Here is a 16,613-nt window from a genome sequence, read left to right as displayed (position 1 = left end):
CGATGATCCTCCTGATCACCGCGATCGGGAATCCCGGATACCGCTCTGACTGTCATCACGTTCCGCGATAACCTTGTGAGCATGTACGACCCCGCCCAGCTCCGTACGTTCCTCGCGGTGGCCCAGACGTTGAGCTTCACGCAGGCCGCCCGGCGTCTGGGGCTTCGGCAGTCCACGGTGAGCCAGCACGTGCGCCGCCTGGAGGACGCCACCGGGCGCCAGCTCTTCGCGCGCGACACGCACTCGGTGGAGCTGACCGAGGACGGCGAGGCGATGCTCGGCTTCGCTCGGCGGATCCTGGAGGTGCACGAGCAGGCGACGGCGTTCTTCACCGGGACGCGGCTCGGCGGGCGGCTGCGGTTCGGCGCCTCGGAGGACTTCGTCCTGACCCGGCTCACCGACATCCTGGAGTCGTTCCGGCACGACCACCCGGACGTCGATCTGGAGCTGACGGTCGAGCTGTCCGGCACGCTGCACGAGAAGCTGGACGCGGGCAAGCTCGATCTGGTCCTGGCCAAGCGGCGCCCCGAGGATCCGCGCGGCGAGCTGGTCTGGCACGACGAGCTGGTCTGGATCGGCGCCGAACGGCTGCGCCTCGACCCCGAGAAGCCGGTGCCGCTCATCGTGTTCCCGCCGCCCGGCATCAGCCGCGCCCTCGCCCTGGAAGCCCTGGAGCGGCGTGGCCGCGCCTGGCGGATCGCCTGCACGAGCGGCAGCCTGAACGGCCTGGTGGCCGCCGCCCGCGCGGGACTCGGCGTGATGGCGCACTCGCACGGCCTGATCCCGCCGGGTCTGGTCCGTGTCCCGGAGCGGGCGGGCCTTCCGGAGCTCGGCGCGGTCGACTTCGTACTCCTGCACGGGGAGCCGCAGGCGTCGGCGCAGGGCGCGGCGGACGCGCTGGCGGCATCGATCCTCGCGGGCGGCGACCGGCTGCACCGGCGGCGTCAGCGGGGATAGGGCCGGTAGGTGAGCTGCTTGACGCGGCGCATGTACGGCGCCGTCTCGACGTGCTGGACGCCGTCGAGCTGCCCCAGCTTCCCGCTGAGGTAGGCGTAGAGCGCCGGAATGTCCCGGGTCACGGCCGTCGCCATGATGTTGGACGGCCCTGCCACGGCGGTGGCGTGGGCGATCTCGGCGTGGGACGCGAGGGCCTTGCCCACCGAGTCCATGGCCCAGGGTGCGGTGGTGATCCAGAGCATCGCCGCGACGTGCAGTCCGATGAGGGTGTTGGCGTACTCGATGTCGATGTAGATCGCGCCGGAGGCGAGGAGCGCGCCGAGGCGGCGCTTGACGGCCGACTCCGAACGCCCGGTGGCCCGCTGGAGCTCGGGGTAGGTCGCTCGGCCGTCCTGTTCGAGCGCGGCGACGAGCGGCTCGTCCTCCGGCTCGATCCGCTGGGGCGCCTTGGCGTGGGCGGCGGGCGCGGGCGGCACGGCGCGCAGGGCCGCGATCTGCTCATCGGAGAGCGGCCCGTGCTTCATCAGCCAGCCGTCCGGGCCGCCGAAGAAGCGGTGCAGCATCTGCTGGGCGCGGATGTCGACGATGTGCGGGGTGCGCGGCAGCTTGGCGAGCAGCAGCTCGTCCTGGTCGGTGCGGGTGCGTGGCCGGGTGCAGCAGACGACCTCGGTGCCGCCGGACGTGAGGCCGATCCATGAGGTGTCAGAGCGGCGCGCCAGGGCGGTGGCGATGGCATCGGCGCCGTCGGGAGCGCAGCGCAGCCGGAGCATCCACTGCTCCTGGCCGAGCTTCTCGTGGTCCCGGACTGCGACGATCCGGAGGCTGCCGTCCGAGACCAGCCTGCGGTAGCGGCGGGCGACGGTCTGGTCGGAGACCCCCAGGACGGCGGCGATCTTGCTGAAGGGCGCGCGGCCGTCGATCTCCAGCGCCTGGAGGAGCCTGGCGTCGAACGAGTCCTGCATGCCCGATGTGGGGGATTCCGTTCCTGCACTGCCCATCGGTGTCGGATTCCTTCGATCTCTCGTGACTGGTGACTTGGATCGTCCGGGCGAACTCCATCGTACGAGCCATACGAGGCACGTACACGCGTCGTACGAATCGCACGAGGAGAGTTGAAGATGCGTACATGGGGGCCGCTCACAGCGGTATGCCTGGGGACGTTCATGCTGTTGCTGGACGTGACCATCGTGGTCGTGGCACTGCCCGACATGGCGAGGGCGCTGAACGCCTCGCTGAGTGATCTGCAATGGGTGATCGACGGCTACGCCCTCGCGCTCGCCGCGCTGCTGCTCGGGGTCGGCGCCGCGGCGGACGTGCTCGGCCGGCGGCGGCTCAACGTCGTGGGCACCGCGCTCTTCGCGCTCGCCTCGCTCGGCTGCGGGCTCGCCACGAACGCGGAGGCTCTGGTGGCCGCCCGCGCGCTGCAAGGGCTCGGCGCCGCCGCGATGTTCGCGACGACGCTGCCGCTGCTCGGCGCGGCCTACCAGGGGCGGGACCGGTCGGTCGCGCTCGGCGTCTGGGGCGCGGTCAGCGGGGCCGCGGCGGCGCTCGGGCCGATCGTCGGCGGGCTGCTCACCGAGGGGCCCGGCTGGCGGTGGATCTTCTTCGTGAACCTGCCGGTGAGCGTCGCGTCGATGTGGCTGACCCTGCGTGTGGTGCCGGAGTCGAAGGGCCTGGCAGGGCGTCGGGTCGACTGGGCGGGCACGGTGACGTTCGCGCTGTTCGCGGGCGCGCTGACGTACGGGGTGGTGCGGGCCGGTGCGGAGGGGTGGACTTCGGCGCCCACCGTGGCGACCCTCGCGGTCGCGGTGCTCTCGCTCGCCGCCTTCGTGGCCGTCGAACGCCGCGTCGCGCACCCGCTGCTCGACCTGAGGCTGCTGCGCATGCCCGCCTTCACGGGCGTACTGGTCGGCGCGATCGGCTACAACGCGGCCGCCTTCGGCCTGATGCCCTACCTCTCGATCTGGCTGCAGACCGTGCTCGGCATGAGCCCGGTGACCGGCAGCCTCGTCATGCTGCCGCTGGCCGCGACCTCGTTCGTCGTGGCCGCGCTCGGCGGACGCCTGCTGCACGGGGTGCCGGCGCGCCTGACCATCGGCGTGGGCCTGCTCCTGATCGGTGCGGGCGGTGTCGCCCTCGCGGTGCTCGACGCCGGGTCGTCCTGGGGTTCGCTCGTCCCCGGGCTCACTCTCGCGGGCATCGGCACCGGCCTGGTCTCGCCCGCCCTGGGAGGCGCGGCCCTCGCGGCGGTGCCGCCTGCGAACGCGGGGATGGCGGGCGGCGCGGTCAACACGTTCCGGCAGCTCGGGTACGCGCTCGGCGTCGCCGTCTTCGGCACCGTGCTGACCTCGCGCATGCAGGACTCGCTCGGCCATGACGCGGCTCACACCGTCGCGGGCGGCGGTGCGGCGGCCATGCGTGGCACGCTTAGCGATCATGCCGTGCGGGCGGCGTTCGCCTCGGGCCTCAACACGGCGGCGGTCGTCGCGGGCGTCGTGGGTCTGGTCGCGGGAGCGGCGGTCCTCGTCATGGTGCGGTCCGCGCGCAGGACGCCCAAGGCGCCGGAAGCTGTCGTTCCGGCGGCCGCGGGGCGGGTCTTGGAACGACAGCCACAGCCGTAACCGCCGCGTACAGATTCGGTGGAGATTACGCCACCGAAACTTACTCAACCGTAAGTATTCTGTCCCGCCTCTCCCCTTGTGGCCGCATTTAACCGGCTGACCAGCGTGGATCGTACGTACCGAGGGGTCGGTCACCCCTCTCCCGCCCGGCAGCGCGGTGGGGTACCGTCACCGGCGCTGTGCGGAGCGCCACAAGGAGCATCATTGCGCGAGTTCACGAACCCTCCGTCGGCGTCGGCGCCGCTGGTGGGCGGCCTTGCCGACGTCGTGTTCGACCATGCCCTTGAGGATCCGCTCCACATCGCCTTCGGCCGCAAGACCGACGGCGTGTGGCGCGACGTCACGTCGGCGGAGTTCCGCGACCAGGTGATGGCGCTCGCCAAAGGGCTGCTCGCCCAGGGCGTGCGCTTCGGCGACCGCGTCGCCATCATGTGCCGCACCCGCTACGAGTGGACGCTCTTCGACTACGCGCTCTGGACGGTCGGCGCCCAAGTGGTGCCCATCTACCCCACGTCGTCCGCCGAGCAGGTCTTCTGGATGCTGCACGACGCGCAGGTGTCGGCCGCCATGGTCGAGCACGAGGACCACGCGATGACGATCGGCTCGGTGATCGACCGGCTGCCGCAGCTGCGCAGGCTGTGGCAGCTGGACGCCGACGCCGTGGACGAGCTGTACCGCGCGGGCCAGGACGTCGACGACGAGGTGGTCAACCGCCACCGCCGCGCCGTCACCCCCGACTCGATCGCCACGATCATCTACACCTCGGGCACCACGGGCCGCCCCAAGGGCTGTCTGATCTCCCACGCGAACTTCATGTTCGAGGCGGATACGGTCATCCAGCGCTGGGAGCCGGTCTTCCACTCCCGGCGCGGCGACGAGGCGACGACGCTGCTCTTTCTGCCCCTCGCGCACGTCTTCGGGCGCATGGTGCAGGTCGCTGCGGTCCGCGGCCGGGTCAAGCTGGGCCATCAGCCGAGCCTGAACGCGGCGGCGCTCATCCCCGACCTGGCCGCGTTCCGCCCCTCCTTCATCCTGGCCGTGCCGTACATCTTCGAGAAAGTCTTCAACGCGGCGCGGCGCAAGGCCGAGAAGGACGGCAAGACGGGCCCCTTCGACAAGGCCGTGGAGTGCGCGGTGCGGTACGCCGACGCCATGGAGGCCAGGGCCTTCGGCACCGGCCCCGGGCCTTCGGCGGCCCTGCGCATGCAGCACTCTCTCTTCGAGAAGCTCGTCTACGCCAAGGTGCGCGAGGCCATGGGCGGCCGGGTGCGCCACGCGATGTCGGGCGGGTCCGGGATGGACCGGCGGCTCGGCCTGTTCTTCGCGGGCGCGGGCGTCCAGATCTACGAGGGCTACGGCCTGACGGAGTCGACGGCCGCCGCGACCGCCAACCCTCCCGAGCGCACCCGCTTCGGCACGGTCGGCCAGGCCATCCCCGGCACCACCGTGTACATCGCGGAGGACGGTGAAGTGTGGCTGAACGGCGGCAACGTCTTCCAGGGCTACCTCAACGACCCCAAGGCCACCGACGCGACCCTGCACGAGGGCTGGCTCGCCACCGGTGACCTCGGCGCGCTCGACGAGGACGGCTACCTCACGATCACCGGGCGCAAGAAGGAGATCCTGGTGACGTCCGGCGGCAAGAGCGTCTCGCCGGGGCAGCTGGAGGAGCGGGTGCGCGATCATCCGCTGGTCGCGCAGTGCATCGTGGTGGGAAACGACCGCCCGTACATCGCGGCGCTCGTCACGCTGGACGGCGAGGCGGTCGAGCACTGGCTGAACATGCGCCGCAAGCCGCCGATGTCGCCCACGGACCTGGTGCGGGACCCTGATCTGGAGACGGAGGTGCGGCGGGCCGTGGTGGCCGCCAACACCCTTGTCTCGCAGGCCGAATCGATCCGTACGTTCCGGATACTGGCGAACCAGTTCTCCGAGGAGCACGGGTTGCTCACGCCCTCGCTGAAGCTCAAGCGTAAGGCTATCGAGACGGCTTACTCGGCTGAGGTCGAGGCCCTGTACCGGGCGTGAGGTGAACAGGGCGGGTTTCTGACGGCCCATCAATTACCGGCGCGACAGTTCTTGACGGTTCATCAGGTCCCGCACAGAATCAGCCCCACTTCGACTTCAGGGGGCTGACCCGTGTCGCGATCGATCCGTATCCGCACCATCACCGCCACCGTGGCCGCACTGCTGCTCGCCACCGCCTGCAACTCCGCCTCCAACAGCAGTGATTCGAGCGGCGGCGACAAGGCAGGCGGCTCCGTACGCGGTGTGACCGCCGACTCCATCAAGGTCGGCGGCATCGTCTCCATGACGACCGCCAGCGGCTACAGCAAGAAGGACACCGACCTCGGCGCCAAGGCCCGCTTCGACCGCGTGAACTCCGAAGGTGGCGTACACGGACGGAAGATCGACTACCTCGGCGCGGAGGACGACGGCCAGGACCCCGGCAAGAATCTCGCGGCGGCACGCAAACTCGTCCAGCAGGACAAGGTGTTCGCCATCTCGCCGATGAGCTCGGTCACCTTCTCCGGCTCCGACTTCCTCCAGAAGCAGAAGGTCCCAACGTTCGGCTGGGGCACCATCCCGCCCTTCTGCGGGCCGAGTTACATGTACGGATTCGGCGGCTGCATGGTCCCGATGCCCGGCGGCACCATCACGCAGAGCTGGCCCGAGGGCCTGAAGAAGGTGACGGACGGCTCGAAGGGCAAGTCCGTGGCCATCCTCGCCAACGACAACGACGCGGGCACCTTCGCCATCCGCACCTACAAGCAGAGCTTCGCGGCGGCCGGTTACAAGGTCACGTACGCCAAGTCGACCGTGCCCGCGACCTCCGTGCCGAGCGACTGGTCGGCGTACACGAAGGAGATCCTGCGCTCCGACGGCGGCAAGGCGCCGGACGTGGTCGTCTCCGTGATGCAGACCCCGTACAACATCGGCCTGTTCACCGCCGTCAAGCGCTCCGGCTTCAAGGGCGTGATCACGGACCCGACCGACTACGACCCCGGCCTGCTCGCCAAGAGCGCGACGAAGAAGGCGCTCGACGGCGTGCACATCCTGCTGTCCTTCCAGCCGTTCGAGCAGAACACCGCGGCGATGAAGCAGTTCAAGGCGGACATCAGGAAGACGGCGGGCAAGGACGTCCCGCTCAACATGCACATGATGACCGGCTACATGTCGGCCGATCTCTTCCTCGCGATCACCGAGAAGGCGGGCAAGGACTTGTCCGTCGACTCCTTCCAGCAGGCGGCGAACGGCTTCTCCGACAAGGACACGATGGTCGGCGACCGCAGCCTGCCCAAGGGCCAGAAGGAGGCGTTCGGCTGCGGGGCCCTCGTGCAGCTGAAGGGCGGGAAGTACTCGGTGTCGTCGCCCTTCACGTGCTACGAACCCATCCCCTTCAAGTAGAGGGCCTGTAGCAGCTTCTAGGAGAGGGGCGTGTCACCCGTGTCCGACCTGCTGGGGTTCGTGCTGAGCGGTCTCGTGTCCGGCGCCCTCTACGCGCTGCTCGCGACGGGCCTCGTCCTGTCCTACTCCGCATCCGGCCTCTTCAACTTCGCGCACGGCGCCACCGCTTACCTCTGCGCGCTCACCTTCTACGAACTCCACTCCGGCTTCGGCTGGCCCGCCGTACCGACGGCGCTCCTCCTCGTCTGCGTCGTGGCGCCCGCGCTCGGCTGGGGCCTGGACCGGATGATGTTCCGCAAACTGGCGCGGGTGGGCGAGACCGCGCAGATCGTGGCGACGATCGGGCTGCTCGTCGCGCTCCCTGCGCTCGGGCTGTGGGTGGTGGAGCTCCTGGAGGACGCGGGGGCGTCCGTCAAACCGGCCGAGAACCAGTTCGGCCTGCCCGGCGTCGGGCCGAGCCCCGCCAAGAACTGGCAGCTCATGGACGGCGTCGGCATCGACTCCGACCAGCTGATCACATGGGTCGCGACGGCCGTGGTCGCGATCGGCCTGTGGATCCTGATGCGGCACACACCGCTCGGGCTGCGGCTGCGGGCCGCGGTGGACAACCGCTCGCTCGTGGAGCTGCGGGGCATGAGCGCGGACCGGCTCTCTTCGGTGGCGTGGATGCTGTCGTCGGGGCTCGCGGGGTTGGCGGGTGTGCTGGCGACCCCCTTGCTGGGGTTGTCCTCGCACGACTTCACCCTGTTCCTCTTCGTGTCGGCCACGGCCGCGGTGCTCGGGCGCTTCATGTCGATCCCGCTGGCGTTCGCGGGCGGGCTCGGCCTGGGCGTACTACAGAATCTGGTCGCCGGGTACGCGGACTTCGCCGAGAAGATCACAGGTTTCCGCACGGCGGTGCCCTTCCTGATCCTCTTCGCCGGGCTTCTGCTCATGACGCGGCGGCAGCGGACGGCGGGCATGGCGGCGGTGGACGCGCCGCCGATCGACTATCTGGCGGGCCGGTCGTGGGTGCGGCGCTGGGGGCCGTGGACTGTAGGCGGCGTGCTGCTCGCCCTGTCCTTCTACACGGTCACCACCCCCTTCTGGAGCGGCATCCTCGCGCAGGGCCTCGCGATCTCCCTGGTCTTCATCTCCTTCACCGTGGTGACCGGCCTCGGCGCGATGGTGTCCCTGGCGCAGGCGACGTTCGTGACGGGCGCGGCGCTCGTGGCGGGCCTGCTGATGAGCCATGGGTGGCCGTTCATCGCCGCGGCCCTTGTGGGGACGTGCGGGGCCGCGGTACTCGGCGCCCTTGTCGCGCTGCCCGCGCTGCGTCTCGGCGGCCGGTCCCTGGCGCTCGCCACGCTCGCCCTTGCCTTCCTCGCCGATCAAGTGCTGTTCCAGATGGGGTGGTTGAGGAACGGCGACACCGGCTGGGAGATCCCGCGCGCCGTCTTCGGCCCTGTCGATCTGAGCGACGACCGCGCGATGGGCGTGGCGATGGTCGTCCTGGTGGCGGTGGCCGTGGCCGCGCTGAGCGCGCTGCGGGGGTCTGCGACGGGGCGGGCGATGCTGGCGGTGCGGTCCGCTCCGGCGGCGGCGATGGCCTCCGGCGTCTCGGTGGTGCGGACGAAGCTGCTCTTGTTCACGTTGTCGGCGGGGCTCGCCGGGTTCGGCGGCGTGATGTACGCGTCGTTCAACACACGGATCACGGCTACGGACTTCACCGCGATGACGGGCCTCGTGTGGCTGGCGGTGGTGGTGGCCGCGGGGGTGCGGAGGCCGCAGTTCGCGGTGGTGGCGGGGCTCGTCTTCGCGATCGTGCCGCACTTGGTCGCCGACTACGTGACGGAGTCGGTGCAGCTGCCGGTGATTCTGTTCGGGCTGGCGGGGCTGGCGTTGGCCAATGATCCGGATGGGTACTGCGCGGCGGTTTCGGTGCGGTTGCATCGGCGGCGCGTGGCGGAGGTTTCAGCCCGTCCGGCGTTTGAGGACGAACTCGGCGGAGCCGGTGATCGACGGCCACCGGTGACGGCGGGGCCGGTTTCGGGAAGGGGCGGGATCGGGGAAAAGAACCCGCCCTCCCTCGCCCTGCGTGACGTCCACGCCGGATACGACGGCGCCCCCGTACTCCATGGCGTGGACCTCACCGTCCACCCGGGCGAGATCCTCGCCCTCCTCGGCCCCAACGGGGCAGGCAAGTCCACGACGTGCAAGACCGCCGCCGGGCTCCTCGCCCCCACCAAGGGGCAGATCTACGTGGCCGGCATGGACGCCACACGGAATGGCCCCGTCCACCGCTCCCGCGCGGGAGTCCTCCTCGCCCCCGAGGGCCGCGGCATCTTCCCCGCCCTCACCATCGAGGAGAACCTCACCCTGCACCTGCCGGACGGGCACGCCCGCGACGCCGTCTACGACCGCTTCCCCGGCCTCGCCGCACGGCGAAAGATCACCGCCGGCTCCCTCTCCGGAGGCGAACAGCAGATGCTCGCCCTCGCACCCCTCCTCCAGCGCCCGCCCGAAGTGCTGATCGCGGACGAGCCGTCCCTCGGTCTCGCCCCCCGCGTGGTCGACGAGGTCTTCCGGCTGCTCGCCGAACTCCGCGACGCAGGCACGGGGTTGCTCCTGGTGGAGGAGAAGGCCGCCGAGATCCTCGGCATCGCCGACACCGTCGCCTATCTCGCACAGGGCCGGGTCTCCTGGTGCGGCCCGCGCTCCGAGGTGCGGGCGGACCAGCTGACCGAGGCCTATCTGGGCATAGCCGCGCGGGGCGGCCGCACCGAAGGAGTGGGCCGGCCATGAGCGACCGCGTACTCGAAGCTTCCGGAATCGGCGTCCGCTTCGGCGGCATTCACGCACTCACCGGCGTTGACCTGAGCCTGCGGCCCGGGGAGGTCTGCGGCCTCATCGGGCCCAACGGGGCCGGAAAGACCACCCTGTTCGACGTCGTGTCCGGCATCCGCCGCCCCGACCAGGGGCGCGTCCTGCTCGACGGCGTCGATGTCACCCGCCGCTCACCCGTCTGGCGCGCCCGCCACGGGATGCGCCGCACCTTCCAGCGCCAGCAGCTCTTCGGGCAGCTCACGGTCGCCGACAACCTGCTCGTCGCGCAGGAGTGGCGCGGCGGCGGTGGCGGGTTCGCCGCCGATCTCCTTGCGGCGCCCACTCGACGTACGCATGAGAAGGAAAGACGCGCTCGCGCCTCAACCGTGCTGCGCGAGTGCGGACTTGAGGCTCTGACCGACGACTACGCGGGCGCGCTCCCGGTCGGCCAGGCCCGCATGGTGGAACTGGCACGCGCGGTGGCGGACCCGCCCAGGGTGCTGCTCCTGGACGAGCCCGCCTCCGGTATGACGGCCGACGAGCGAGGCCAGCTGACGGCCGTCGTCCGGCACCTCGCGGACGAGGAGAACTGTGCCGTGCTCCTCGTGGAGCACAACGTCGCCTTCGTGATGGAGCTCTGCGCCCGCGTGGTCGTCCTCGACCTCGGCAGAGTCCTGGCCGAGGGCACGGCGGCCGAGGTACGCGCGGACCCGAGGGTCCGGGACGCGTACCTCGGGACCACCGCGGCCTAGGGGAACCCGCTGGTACTCCGATGACCTGACCCCCGGTCAGGCCTTGGGGTTGCGGTGCCAGTTGCCCTTCTTGCAGGTGTCTCCGCTGCCCAACACGTCGTCCTTGCACACGACCACGCGGGCGTACTTGACGTTGAAGCCGTCGCTGAACCCGGGGTGGGTCTCCTTGATGCCCCCGTTGCCGCAGGTCTCGTCCTCGGGGCGGGCGTCCCCGTCGATCACTGCGCCGTCCGACCCCTTGAACTGCATGAAGGCGAAGGCGTCGTCGCCGTCCCGGCAGCTCTTGTCCTTCACGTAGAACTTGACCTTGCTCGTCGAGCCCGGCCCCTTCCACGTCCACTTGGCGGACGCGTAACCGTACTTGGCACTCGACTTGGAATACCCGCCTTGCCCTTGACCTCCGGTCCGGACGCGGCCGCCTGGGCCGTCGTCACGCCACCTGCCGTGAGCACGGCCGCAGCCGTGACGGTGCCGGCACGGACAAAGGTCTTCCTCGTCATCTGCCTCGTCGCCATCATGTGTCTCCGTTCCGATCACACCGAGCTGGTCGGGTCCGGTGCTTCCCCGTACACCTCAAGGTCAGGGACGGGCCCGGGAGCGGGCCAGACGTTTCGGCCGTGCCCGAATGATCCAGCGCCTGGGCTTACGTCTGCGGGGACACCCGGTAGACGAAGTCGCTCGCCCTGCCGCCCGCGCCGTCGACGAGGGCGCGGACCGTCGCGTTGTCCGGCGAGCGGTGGCAGGCGGGGGCCGTGCGGGATGCGTCGCCGGTCAGGGCGTACGCCTGGCAGCGGCAGCCGCCGAAGTCCACGGTCCGCAGTGCGCAGCCGCGGCAGGGCTCACGCATCCAGGCCTCGCCGCGGTATCGGTTGAAGGCCTCCGACTGCCGCCAGATCCATCCCAGTTGGTGGTTCCTGACGTTCGGCGCGTCGGGCCCGAGCAGCTCACCGGCGGCCGGGCACGGAAGTACCGTGCCGTCCGGGGCGACGGTCAGCGAGATGGCGTCGAGCCCCAGCCCTTCGCGCACGGCGCCGAGGAGTGGTGGGGTGTTCACCAGGCGTTCACATGAGTGTTCTGCGTTCAGTGATGTGCAATAGAGTCGCGGCATGACGGAACGCGGTCAATGGTGCGGGCCGAAACACGCCCGGACTTCACCCGGGAGTGTTCAAGGAATGCAGCACCGCATCTGATCGTTGACCATGGGAGTACCACCCGACGACTTAAGGATCGAAAGCTCGTGAGCAAGGTCCCCCCGATCATCCTGAACAATGGCGTCGAGATGCCGCAGCTCGGTTTCGGCGTCTGGCAGGTCCCGGACGACGAGGCCGAGTCTGCCGTCGCGACGGCGCTGGAGGCCGGGTACCGCAGCATCGACACCGCTGCCGTCTACGGCAACGAAGAGGGCACCGGCAAGGCCATCGCCGCTTCCGGGATCGCCCGCGAGGAGCTCTTCGTCACGACGAAGCTCTGGAACACCGACCAGGGCTACGACTCCACGCTCCGCGCCTTCGACGCGTCCCTGGAGAAGCTCGGTCTCGACCACGTGGACCTGTACCTGATCCACTGGCCGCTGCCCTCCAAGGGCCTCGCCGTGGACACGTACAAGGCCTTCGAGAAGATCCAGGCCGACGGCCGCGCGAAGTCCATCGGCGTCTCGAACTTCCTGCCCGAGCACCTGGAGCAGCTGCTGGCCGAGACGTCGGTCATCCCGGCGGTGAACCAGATCGAGCTCCACCCGCACCTCCAGCAGCGCGCCGCCCGCGAGTTCCACGCGGAACAGGGCATCGCCACGGAGGCCTGGTCCCCGCTCGGCCAGGGCAAGGGCCTCCTGGAGGTCCCGGCGATCATCGCGATCGCCCAGAAGCACGGCCGCACGCCGGCCCAGGTCGTCCTGCGCTGGCACATCCAGCTGGGCAACGTGGTGATCCCCAAGTCCGTGACACCATCCCGGATCAAGGAGAACATCGACGTCTTCGGCTTCGAGCTGGACCCGGAGGACATGGCGGCGATCAGCGCACTGAACGAGGACCGACGACTGGGACCGGACCCGGCCACGTTCGACGTGGTCTGAGGTCAGCGCGGGGCGCGCCCCCGTCCGGTTCTGCCGGGCGGGGGCGCCTCTCTGACTCAACAGGTCCTTCGGTACTCCGTAATCGGGAGATACGTACGCCACTGCGACCTGCTGAGCCCGCCTCGGGCACGATCGCACACCACGTCCGCCATGCGACCTGCGGCGATCGGCATCGAACGACTGGGTATGTTCGCGGTCGCCACACGGAGTTTTTCCCCCGCGAAGCCGAGCGCCAGGACGGGCCCGTCGGTGCCGGGGTACTCGGCGCCCGCGAGGCGGGGGGTGTCCGTCTCCCAGACACGTACGGCGCCGTCCGCCCTGCCCGCCGCGAGGTATCGGCCGTCCTCGGAGAAGGACAGGGACGACCCGAGTGCCTGGCTCTCCTCGGCCCGGTCGTACGACCCCGGGGAGAGCACACCCAGTGCGCGGGTGCCACTGGCGTCCCACAAGGTGAGTCTCCCGTTGTCGTCGGCCACGGCGAGATAGCGGCCGTCGGGGCTGTACACAGCGGTCTCCAACAGATTCTCGCCGCGCAATACCCGCGCGGACCGTCCCGTCGCGAGGTCGGTCAGCACACCGTCCCAGGTGAGGACGGAGCCTCCGTCGGGGGACAGCGTTCCCGAGAGGCCGCCCGTCGACCGGCGCAGCGCTCTGCTCGGCGCCTTCTCCGTGACCTTCCAGACCTCGATCTCCCAGTCGTCATTGTCCCGCGCGCCCAACGGCGCACCCCCAGTGACCACGTCCGCGCCGTCCGGCGGGACCACGAGACTCTCGACCCACGACGACACCCTCGTACGGGCCGACTCCTCGCCCCGCTCGACATTCCACTGCCGAACGGTCGTGCCACGCTTCCCCATGAACCCGTACGCGAACGTCCGGCCGTCCGGGGAGAACGCCCACGGCGGCGCCTCGCAGTCCGCGCACGCCCGACCGGGCAGCGACGCCGAGACCGCACCACTCTGAGCGTCACGCAGCCTGAACTCCGCCTTGCCGGCCCGGCGTTCGACGGTCGCGAGCGTGCGGCCGTCCGGGCTGAAGCGCGCCGCCGTCAGCGGCTGCTCCAGCCGGTGCGCCGACAGGGCCGTACGGATGTCGAGGCTTCGTACGACTTCGGCGTTGGCCTGGTATCGGATCACTCCGTCCGCCGCGTCCAGCCTCACGTCGGTGGCTCCACGATCCTGCACCGGGTATCGCAGCAGAGGCCTGCCAGGGGCATGGGTCCGCCGCAGCGTGATCGTCCCCTCGGTGAGGACGGCGACGGTGGCGCCGTCCTCACCGAAGTCCAGGCTCGCCTCCGTGTCACCGGGCAGCTTGATCTTCGGCCGCTCCCGTCCGGTCCGCACCTCCCACGTGCGGATGCCGCCCGGGACGGAGAAGGCGAGCGCCCGGCTGTCCGGGGTGAAGGTCACCTCCGGGGCGCCGCAGACCTGCTCGTCCACCTCCCGCGGCCAAGTCCTCCGGAGTTCTCGCCCCCTAACGATGTCCCGGACGGAGAGACTGCTGCCCGTCTCCGAGCACGTCGCGAGCAGCCGGTCGTCCGGGCTGAGCACGGGGGCCGGGCTCTCCGTGGTCCTGCCGCGGATCTCATCGAGCAGCTTGTGCCTTCGAACGTCCCACACCTGGACCGTGGCGCCGTCACGGACCCCCTTACGGATGACGAAGGTCCGCCCGCTCGGCCCGAACCATCCGTCCGTGTCCTGCCACTCCCCTGTACCGAAGCGCGGACCCACCGCTCGGTTTCTGCTCAGGTCCCACACCAGGACGCCGCGCTTGCCGTGCTGCGCGATCAGGCGTCCGTCGGCGCTGACATCCATGTTGCTCTCATGGATCCCCCGCCTTGCGTACGTGCCGATGCGGCGTTGGCCACGCACGTCCCACCGCACCACGCGGTCACGGTCGATCGCCGTCAGCGTGCGACCGTTTCCGCTCAAGTAGCGTGGCGCGTTCGGTGCGGTGCCGTCGTCCAGGCCGGAGAACGAGTCCTGCTCCTGCCACGCGCCGGCGGCACGCACCGCTTCCCTCGTCTCAGGCAGATCCGCCACCCGCCAGGCAGCCAGACTCAGCCGCATCGCGGTCACCGGATCCGAGAGCCGCAGCGTCCGCGAGACGCCGACGATCCGCCGCGCCTCCGACTCCGCCCGCTGCCGCTCCCCGTTCCGGTTCTGCTGCCAGGCGGCGACGCCCGCCACCACGGCGAGGCAGAGCAGCACAGCCAGGCCGGACAACAGCGTGCGTGTACGCCGTGCGGCGCGGGCTCCGGCCCGCACTCCGTCTTCGTACGCCTCGACACCCGCCGCCAGGAACTCACTCTCGAGCGCCGTCAGTTCACCCCCGGCAGGCACTTCACCGAACGACTCCCGAGCCGCCTCGAGCCGGGTCCCCCGGTACAACGCCCCCGGGTCCCGCCCCAGCTCCTCCCACGTCACGGCAGCCTCCGTCAGCGCCCGGTGCAGCCGCAGCCGGTCCCGGTCCGCGTCCACCCAGCCGCGCAGCCTGGGCCACGCGCTGATCAGGGCCTCATGGGCGAGGTCGACGGTGGTGCCGTCGACGGTGAGCAGCCGCGCGGTGACGAGGCGTTCCAGTACGTCGTCGCAGCCGGGCGGGAGTTCGGTGCGGTCGACGGGGCGGCGAGTGTCCTGCGTGCCGTCGCCGGGCGCCACCATCCGCAGGAGCAGCCGACGCGCTGTCGCGGCCTCCGTCTCCGTCAGGCGCCCGAAGACGTCCTCCGCGGTGTGCGCGATGGCGCCCCGTACACCGCCGATCGCCTCGTACGCCGCCTCCGTCAGTGTCTTGCCGCTGCGCCTGCGCCACACTTCGCGCAACGCGTGCGCCATGAGCGGAAGCCCGCCCGGCTCGCCCGCCACGTCGGCCACGATCCGGGCGGTCAACGACCGCTCCACGATGAGCCGTTCGGACGCCGCCGGTCTGACGATGGCCTCGCGCAGGCGGCTCGGCCGCATGGGCCCGACGAGGAGGTTGGCGTCGCCCAGCGCTTCCGCGAGCGGGCCGTGTTCGGCACAGCGGCCGTAGAAGTCGGCGCGCACGGCGACGATCACGCGCAGGCGGCTGTCGTGGGCTCGGGCCGCCAGCAACCGGTGCAGGAATTCCGCCCGTTCGACCGGATCGTGACAGAGCGAGAAGACCTCCTCGAACTGGTCGATCACAAGGAGCGTGTCGCCCTCGCCGTCGGCAGGCACCAACAGGCCCCGGTGGGTGCGGGCCGGGCGGTCGCCCGGAGTGAGGATGCGGATCGCGGCGGGACGCCACGCGGCGGAGGAGTCCCGTAGCGCCGGGATGAGCCCGGCTCGTAGCAGCGAGGACTCGCCGCTGCCTGATGCGCCGATCACTGCCGCGACGCGCCGTCGTGAAGCGAGCCGCACCAGTTCGTCCACGAGGTCGTCACGGCCGTGGAAGTGGGCCTGATCGTCGGTGCCGAATCTGGTGAGCCCCGGATAGGGCGACTCGCCTTCGTCCGTGTCCCGTCGGGCGTCCTCGGCGACCGTCTCGTACCAGCGCCGCTCCCACTCCGCCGGGTCCCCCTCGCACACGGCCACATAGGCGAGCAGCACGGGCAGCGTGGGCAAGCGTTCTCCCGCGGCAGCCGCGGAGAGTGTGGGCGCCGAGTACGGCACGCGCTGCGCCATCGCCCGGTAAGTGGGACTGCCCGCCTCGGCGCGGAGCTTGCGGAGTTCGTGCGCGAAGCGATGGACGGGTCCCGCTGTTGGTTCCAGTGGCTTCTCGCGACGCCCCATCGCAACCCGCCCCTCCCAGCCCCCTCTGGTCAAGATCCGGGGCCACGCTAGCAATTGATCGGCACGGCGGAACAGGGCTGCCTATCAATCCACACGCCGCTGAACTCGGCTTCCCGGACCCGCTCATGGGCCCCGGGGCTTGGAAAACAGACCGCACACGCACGGGGAGCCCGCCATCGCCGCCACTACGCAGACCACTCCTCCGCCCCGGCCACGGGCAACCACGCCGCGAGCGGAACGCACACTT

11 protein-coding genes are annotated in these 16,613 nt (G+C 70.6%); 7 read left to right on the top strand and 4 right to left on the bottom strand.

Annotated elements, in window-relative coordinates:
- The first annotated feature begins 81 nt into the window (after positions 1-81).
- Positions 82-957 carry a LysR substrate-binding domain-containing protein gene (locus tag ACWGI2_RS03335; protein ID WP_453693508.1) on the top strand — a complete coding sequence of 292 codons (876 nt, stop codon included), beginning with the start codon at positions 82-84 and terminating at the stop codon, positions 955-957.
- Here the strand turns inward: ACWGI2_RS03335 and ACWGI2_RS03330 are convergent.
- The gene (locus ACWGI2_RS03330) at positions 945-1,955 is read right to left on the bottom strand and encodes an Lrp/AsnC family transcriptional regulator (RefSeq protein ID WP_453394429.1); all 1,011 of its coding nucleotides are present in this window, start codon (positions 1,953-1,955) and stop codon (positions 945-947) included. The genes ACWGI2_RS03335 and ACWGI2_RS03330 overlap by 13 nt on opposite strands.
- Positions 1,956-2,075: 120 nt before the next feature.
- Between ACWGI2_RS03330 and ACWGI2_RS03325 the strand changes: the two genes are divergently transcribed.
- From ACWGI2_RS03325 to ACWGI2_RS03305, 5 genes are all read left to right on the top strand, one after another.
- Positions 2,076-3,578 carry an MFS transporter gene (locus tag ACWGI2_RS03325; protein WP_453693506.1) on the top strand — a complete coding sequence of 501 codons (1,503 nt, stop codon included), beginning with the start codon at positions 2,076-2,078 and terminating at the stop codon, positions 3,576-3,578.
- 204 nt (positions 3,579-3,782) lie between these two features.
- The gene (locus ACWGI2_RS03320) at positions 3,783-5,606 is read left to right on the top strand and encodes an AMP-dependent synthetase/ligase (RefSeq protein WP_453693504.1); all 1,824 of its coding nucleotides are present in this window, start codon (positions 3,783-3,785) and stop codon (positions 5,604-5,606) included.
- 111 nt (positions 5,607-5,717) lie between these two features.
- The gene (locus ACWGI2_RS03315; RefSeq protein WP_453693502.1) at positions 5,718-6,986 is read left to right on the top strand and encodes an ABC transporter substrate-binding protein; all 1,269 of its coding nucleotides are present in this window, start codon (positions 5,718-5,720) and stop codon (positions 6,984-6,986) included.
- A gap of 39 nt (positions 6,987-7,025) precedes the next feature.
- The gene (locus ACWGI2_RS03310; protein WP_453694642.1) at positions 7,026-9,770 is read left to right on the top strand and encodes an ABC transporter permease subunit; all 2,745 of its coding nucleotides are present in this window, start codon (positions 7,026-7,028) and stop codon (positions 9,768-9,770) included.
- Positions 9,767-10,543, top strand: coding sequence for an ABC transporter ATP-binding protein (locus ACWGI2_RS03305; RefSeq protein ID WP_453693500.1), 777 nt, complete (start codon positions 9,767-9,769; stop codon positions 10,541-10,543). Before ACWGI2_RS03310 ends, ACWGI2_RS03305 begins: the two co-directional genes overlap by 4 nt.
- A 36-nt stretch (positions 10,544-10,579) precedes the next feature.
- Here ACWGI2_RS03305 and ACWGI2_RS03300 read toward each other — a convergent pair whose 3' ends face one another.
- The gene (locus tag ACWGI2_RS03300; RefSeq protein ID WP_453693498.1) at positions 10,580-10,837 is read right to left on the bottom strand and encodes a hypothetical protein; all 258 of its coding nucleotides are present in this window, start codon (positions 10,835-10,837) and stop codon (positions 10,580-10,582) included.
- A gap of 349 nt (positions 10,838-11,186) precedes the next feature.
- Positions 11,187-11,597: an SPASM domain-containing protein gene (locus ACWGI2_RS03295; protein ID WP_453693496.1), complete on the bottom strand. Its 411-nt coding sequence runs from the start codon at positions 11,595-11,597 to the stop codon at positions 11,187-11,189.
- A gap of 225 nt (positions 11,598-11,822) precedes the next feature.
- Between ACWGI2_RS03295 and ACWGI2_RS03290 the strand changes: the two genes are divergently transcribed.
- Positions 11,823-12,614 (top strand): aldo/keto reductase, encoded by a 792-nt coding sequence (locus tag ACWGI2_RS03290; RefSeq protein WP_453694641.1) that lies wholly within the window; start codon positions 11,823-11,825, stop codon positions 12,612-12,614.
- A gap of 56 nt (positions 12,615-12,670) precedes the next feature.
- Here the strand turns inward: ACWGI2_RS03290 and ACWGI2_RS03285 are convergent, their stop codons facing one another.
- Positions 12,671-16,366: an nSTAND1 domain-containing NTPase gene (locus ACWGI2_RS03285; RefSeq protein ID WP_453693494.1), complete on the bottom strand. Its 3,696-nt coding sequence runs from the start codon at positions 16,364-16,366 to the stop codon at positions 12,671-12,673.
- Positions 16,367-16,613 lie beyond the last annotated feature (247 nt).

The organism is Streptomyces sp. NPDC054866 (assembly GCF_053610745.1).
This window is presented reverse-complemented; position numbering and strand designations above follow the sequence as displayed.

Coding starts and splice junctions, on each gene's coding strand:
- ACWGI2_RS03335 (WP_453693508.1), top strand. CDS start 82: ATGTACGACCCCGCCCAGCTCCGTACGTTCCTCGCGGTGGCCCAGACG.
- ACWGI2_RS03330 (WP_453394429.1), bottom strand. CDS start 1,955: ATGGGCAGTGCAGGAACGGAATCCCCCACATCGGGCATGCAGGACTCG.
- ACWGI2_RS03325 (WP_453693506.1), top strand. CDS start 2,076: ATGCGTACATGGGGGCCGCTCACAGCGGTATGCCTGGGGACGTTCATG.
- ACWGI2_RS03305 (WP_453693500.1), top strand. CDS start 9,767: ATGAGCGACCGCGTACTCGAAGCTTCCGGAATCGGCGTCCGCTTCGGC.
- ACWGI2_RS03290 (WP_453694641.1), top strand. CDS start 11,823: ATGCCGCAGCTCGGTTTCGGCGTCTGGCAGGTCCCGGACGACGAGGCC.
- ACWGI2_RS03285 (WP_453693494.1), bottom strand. CDS start 16,366: ATGGGGCGTCGCGAGAAGCCACTGGAACCAACAGCGGGACCCGTCCAT.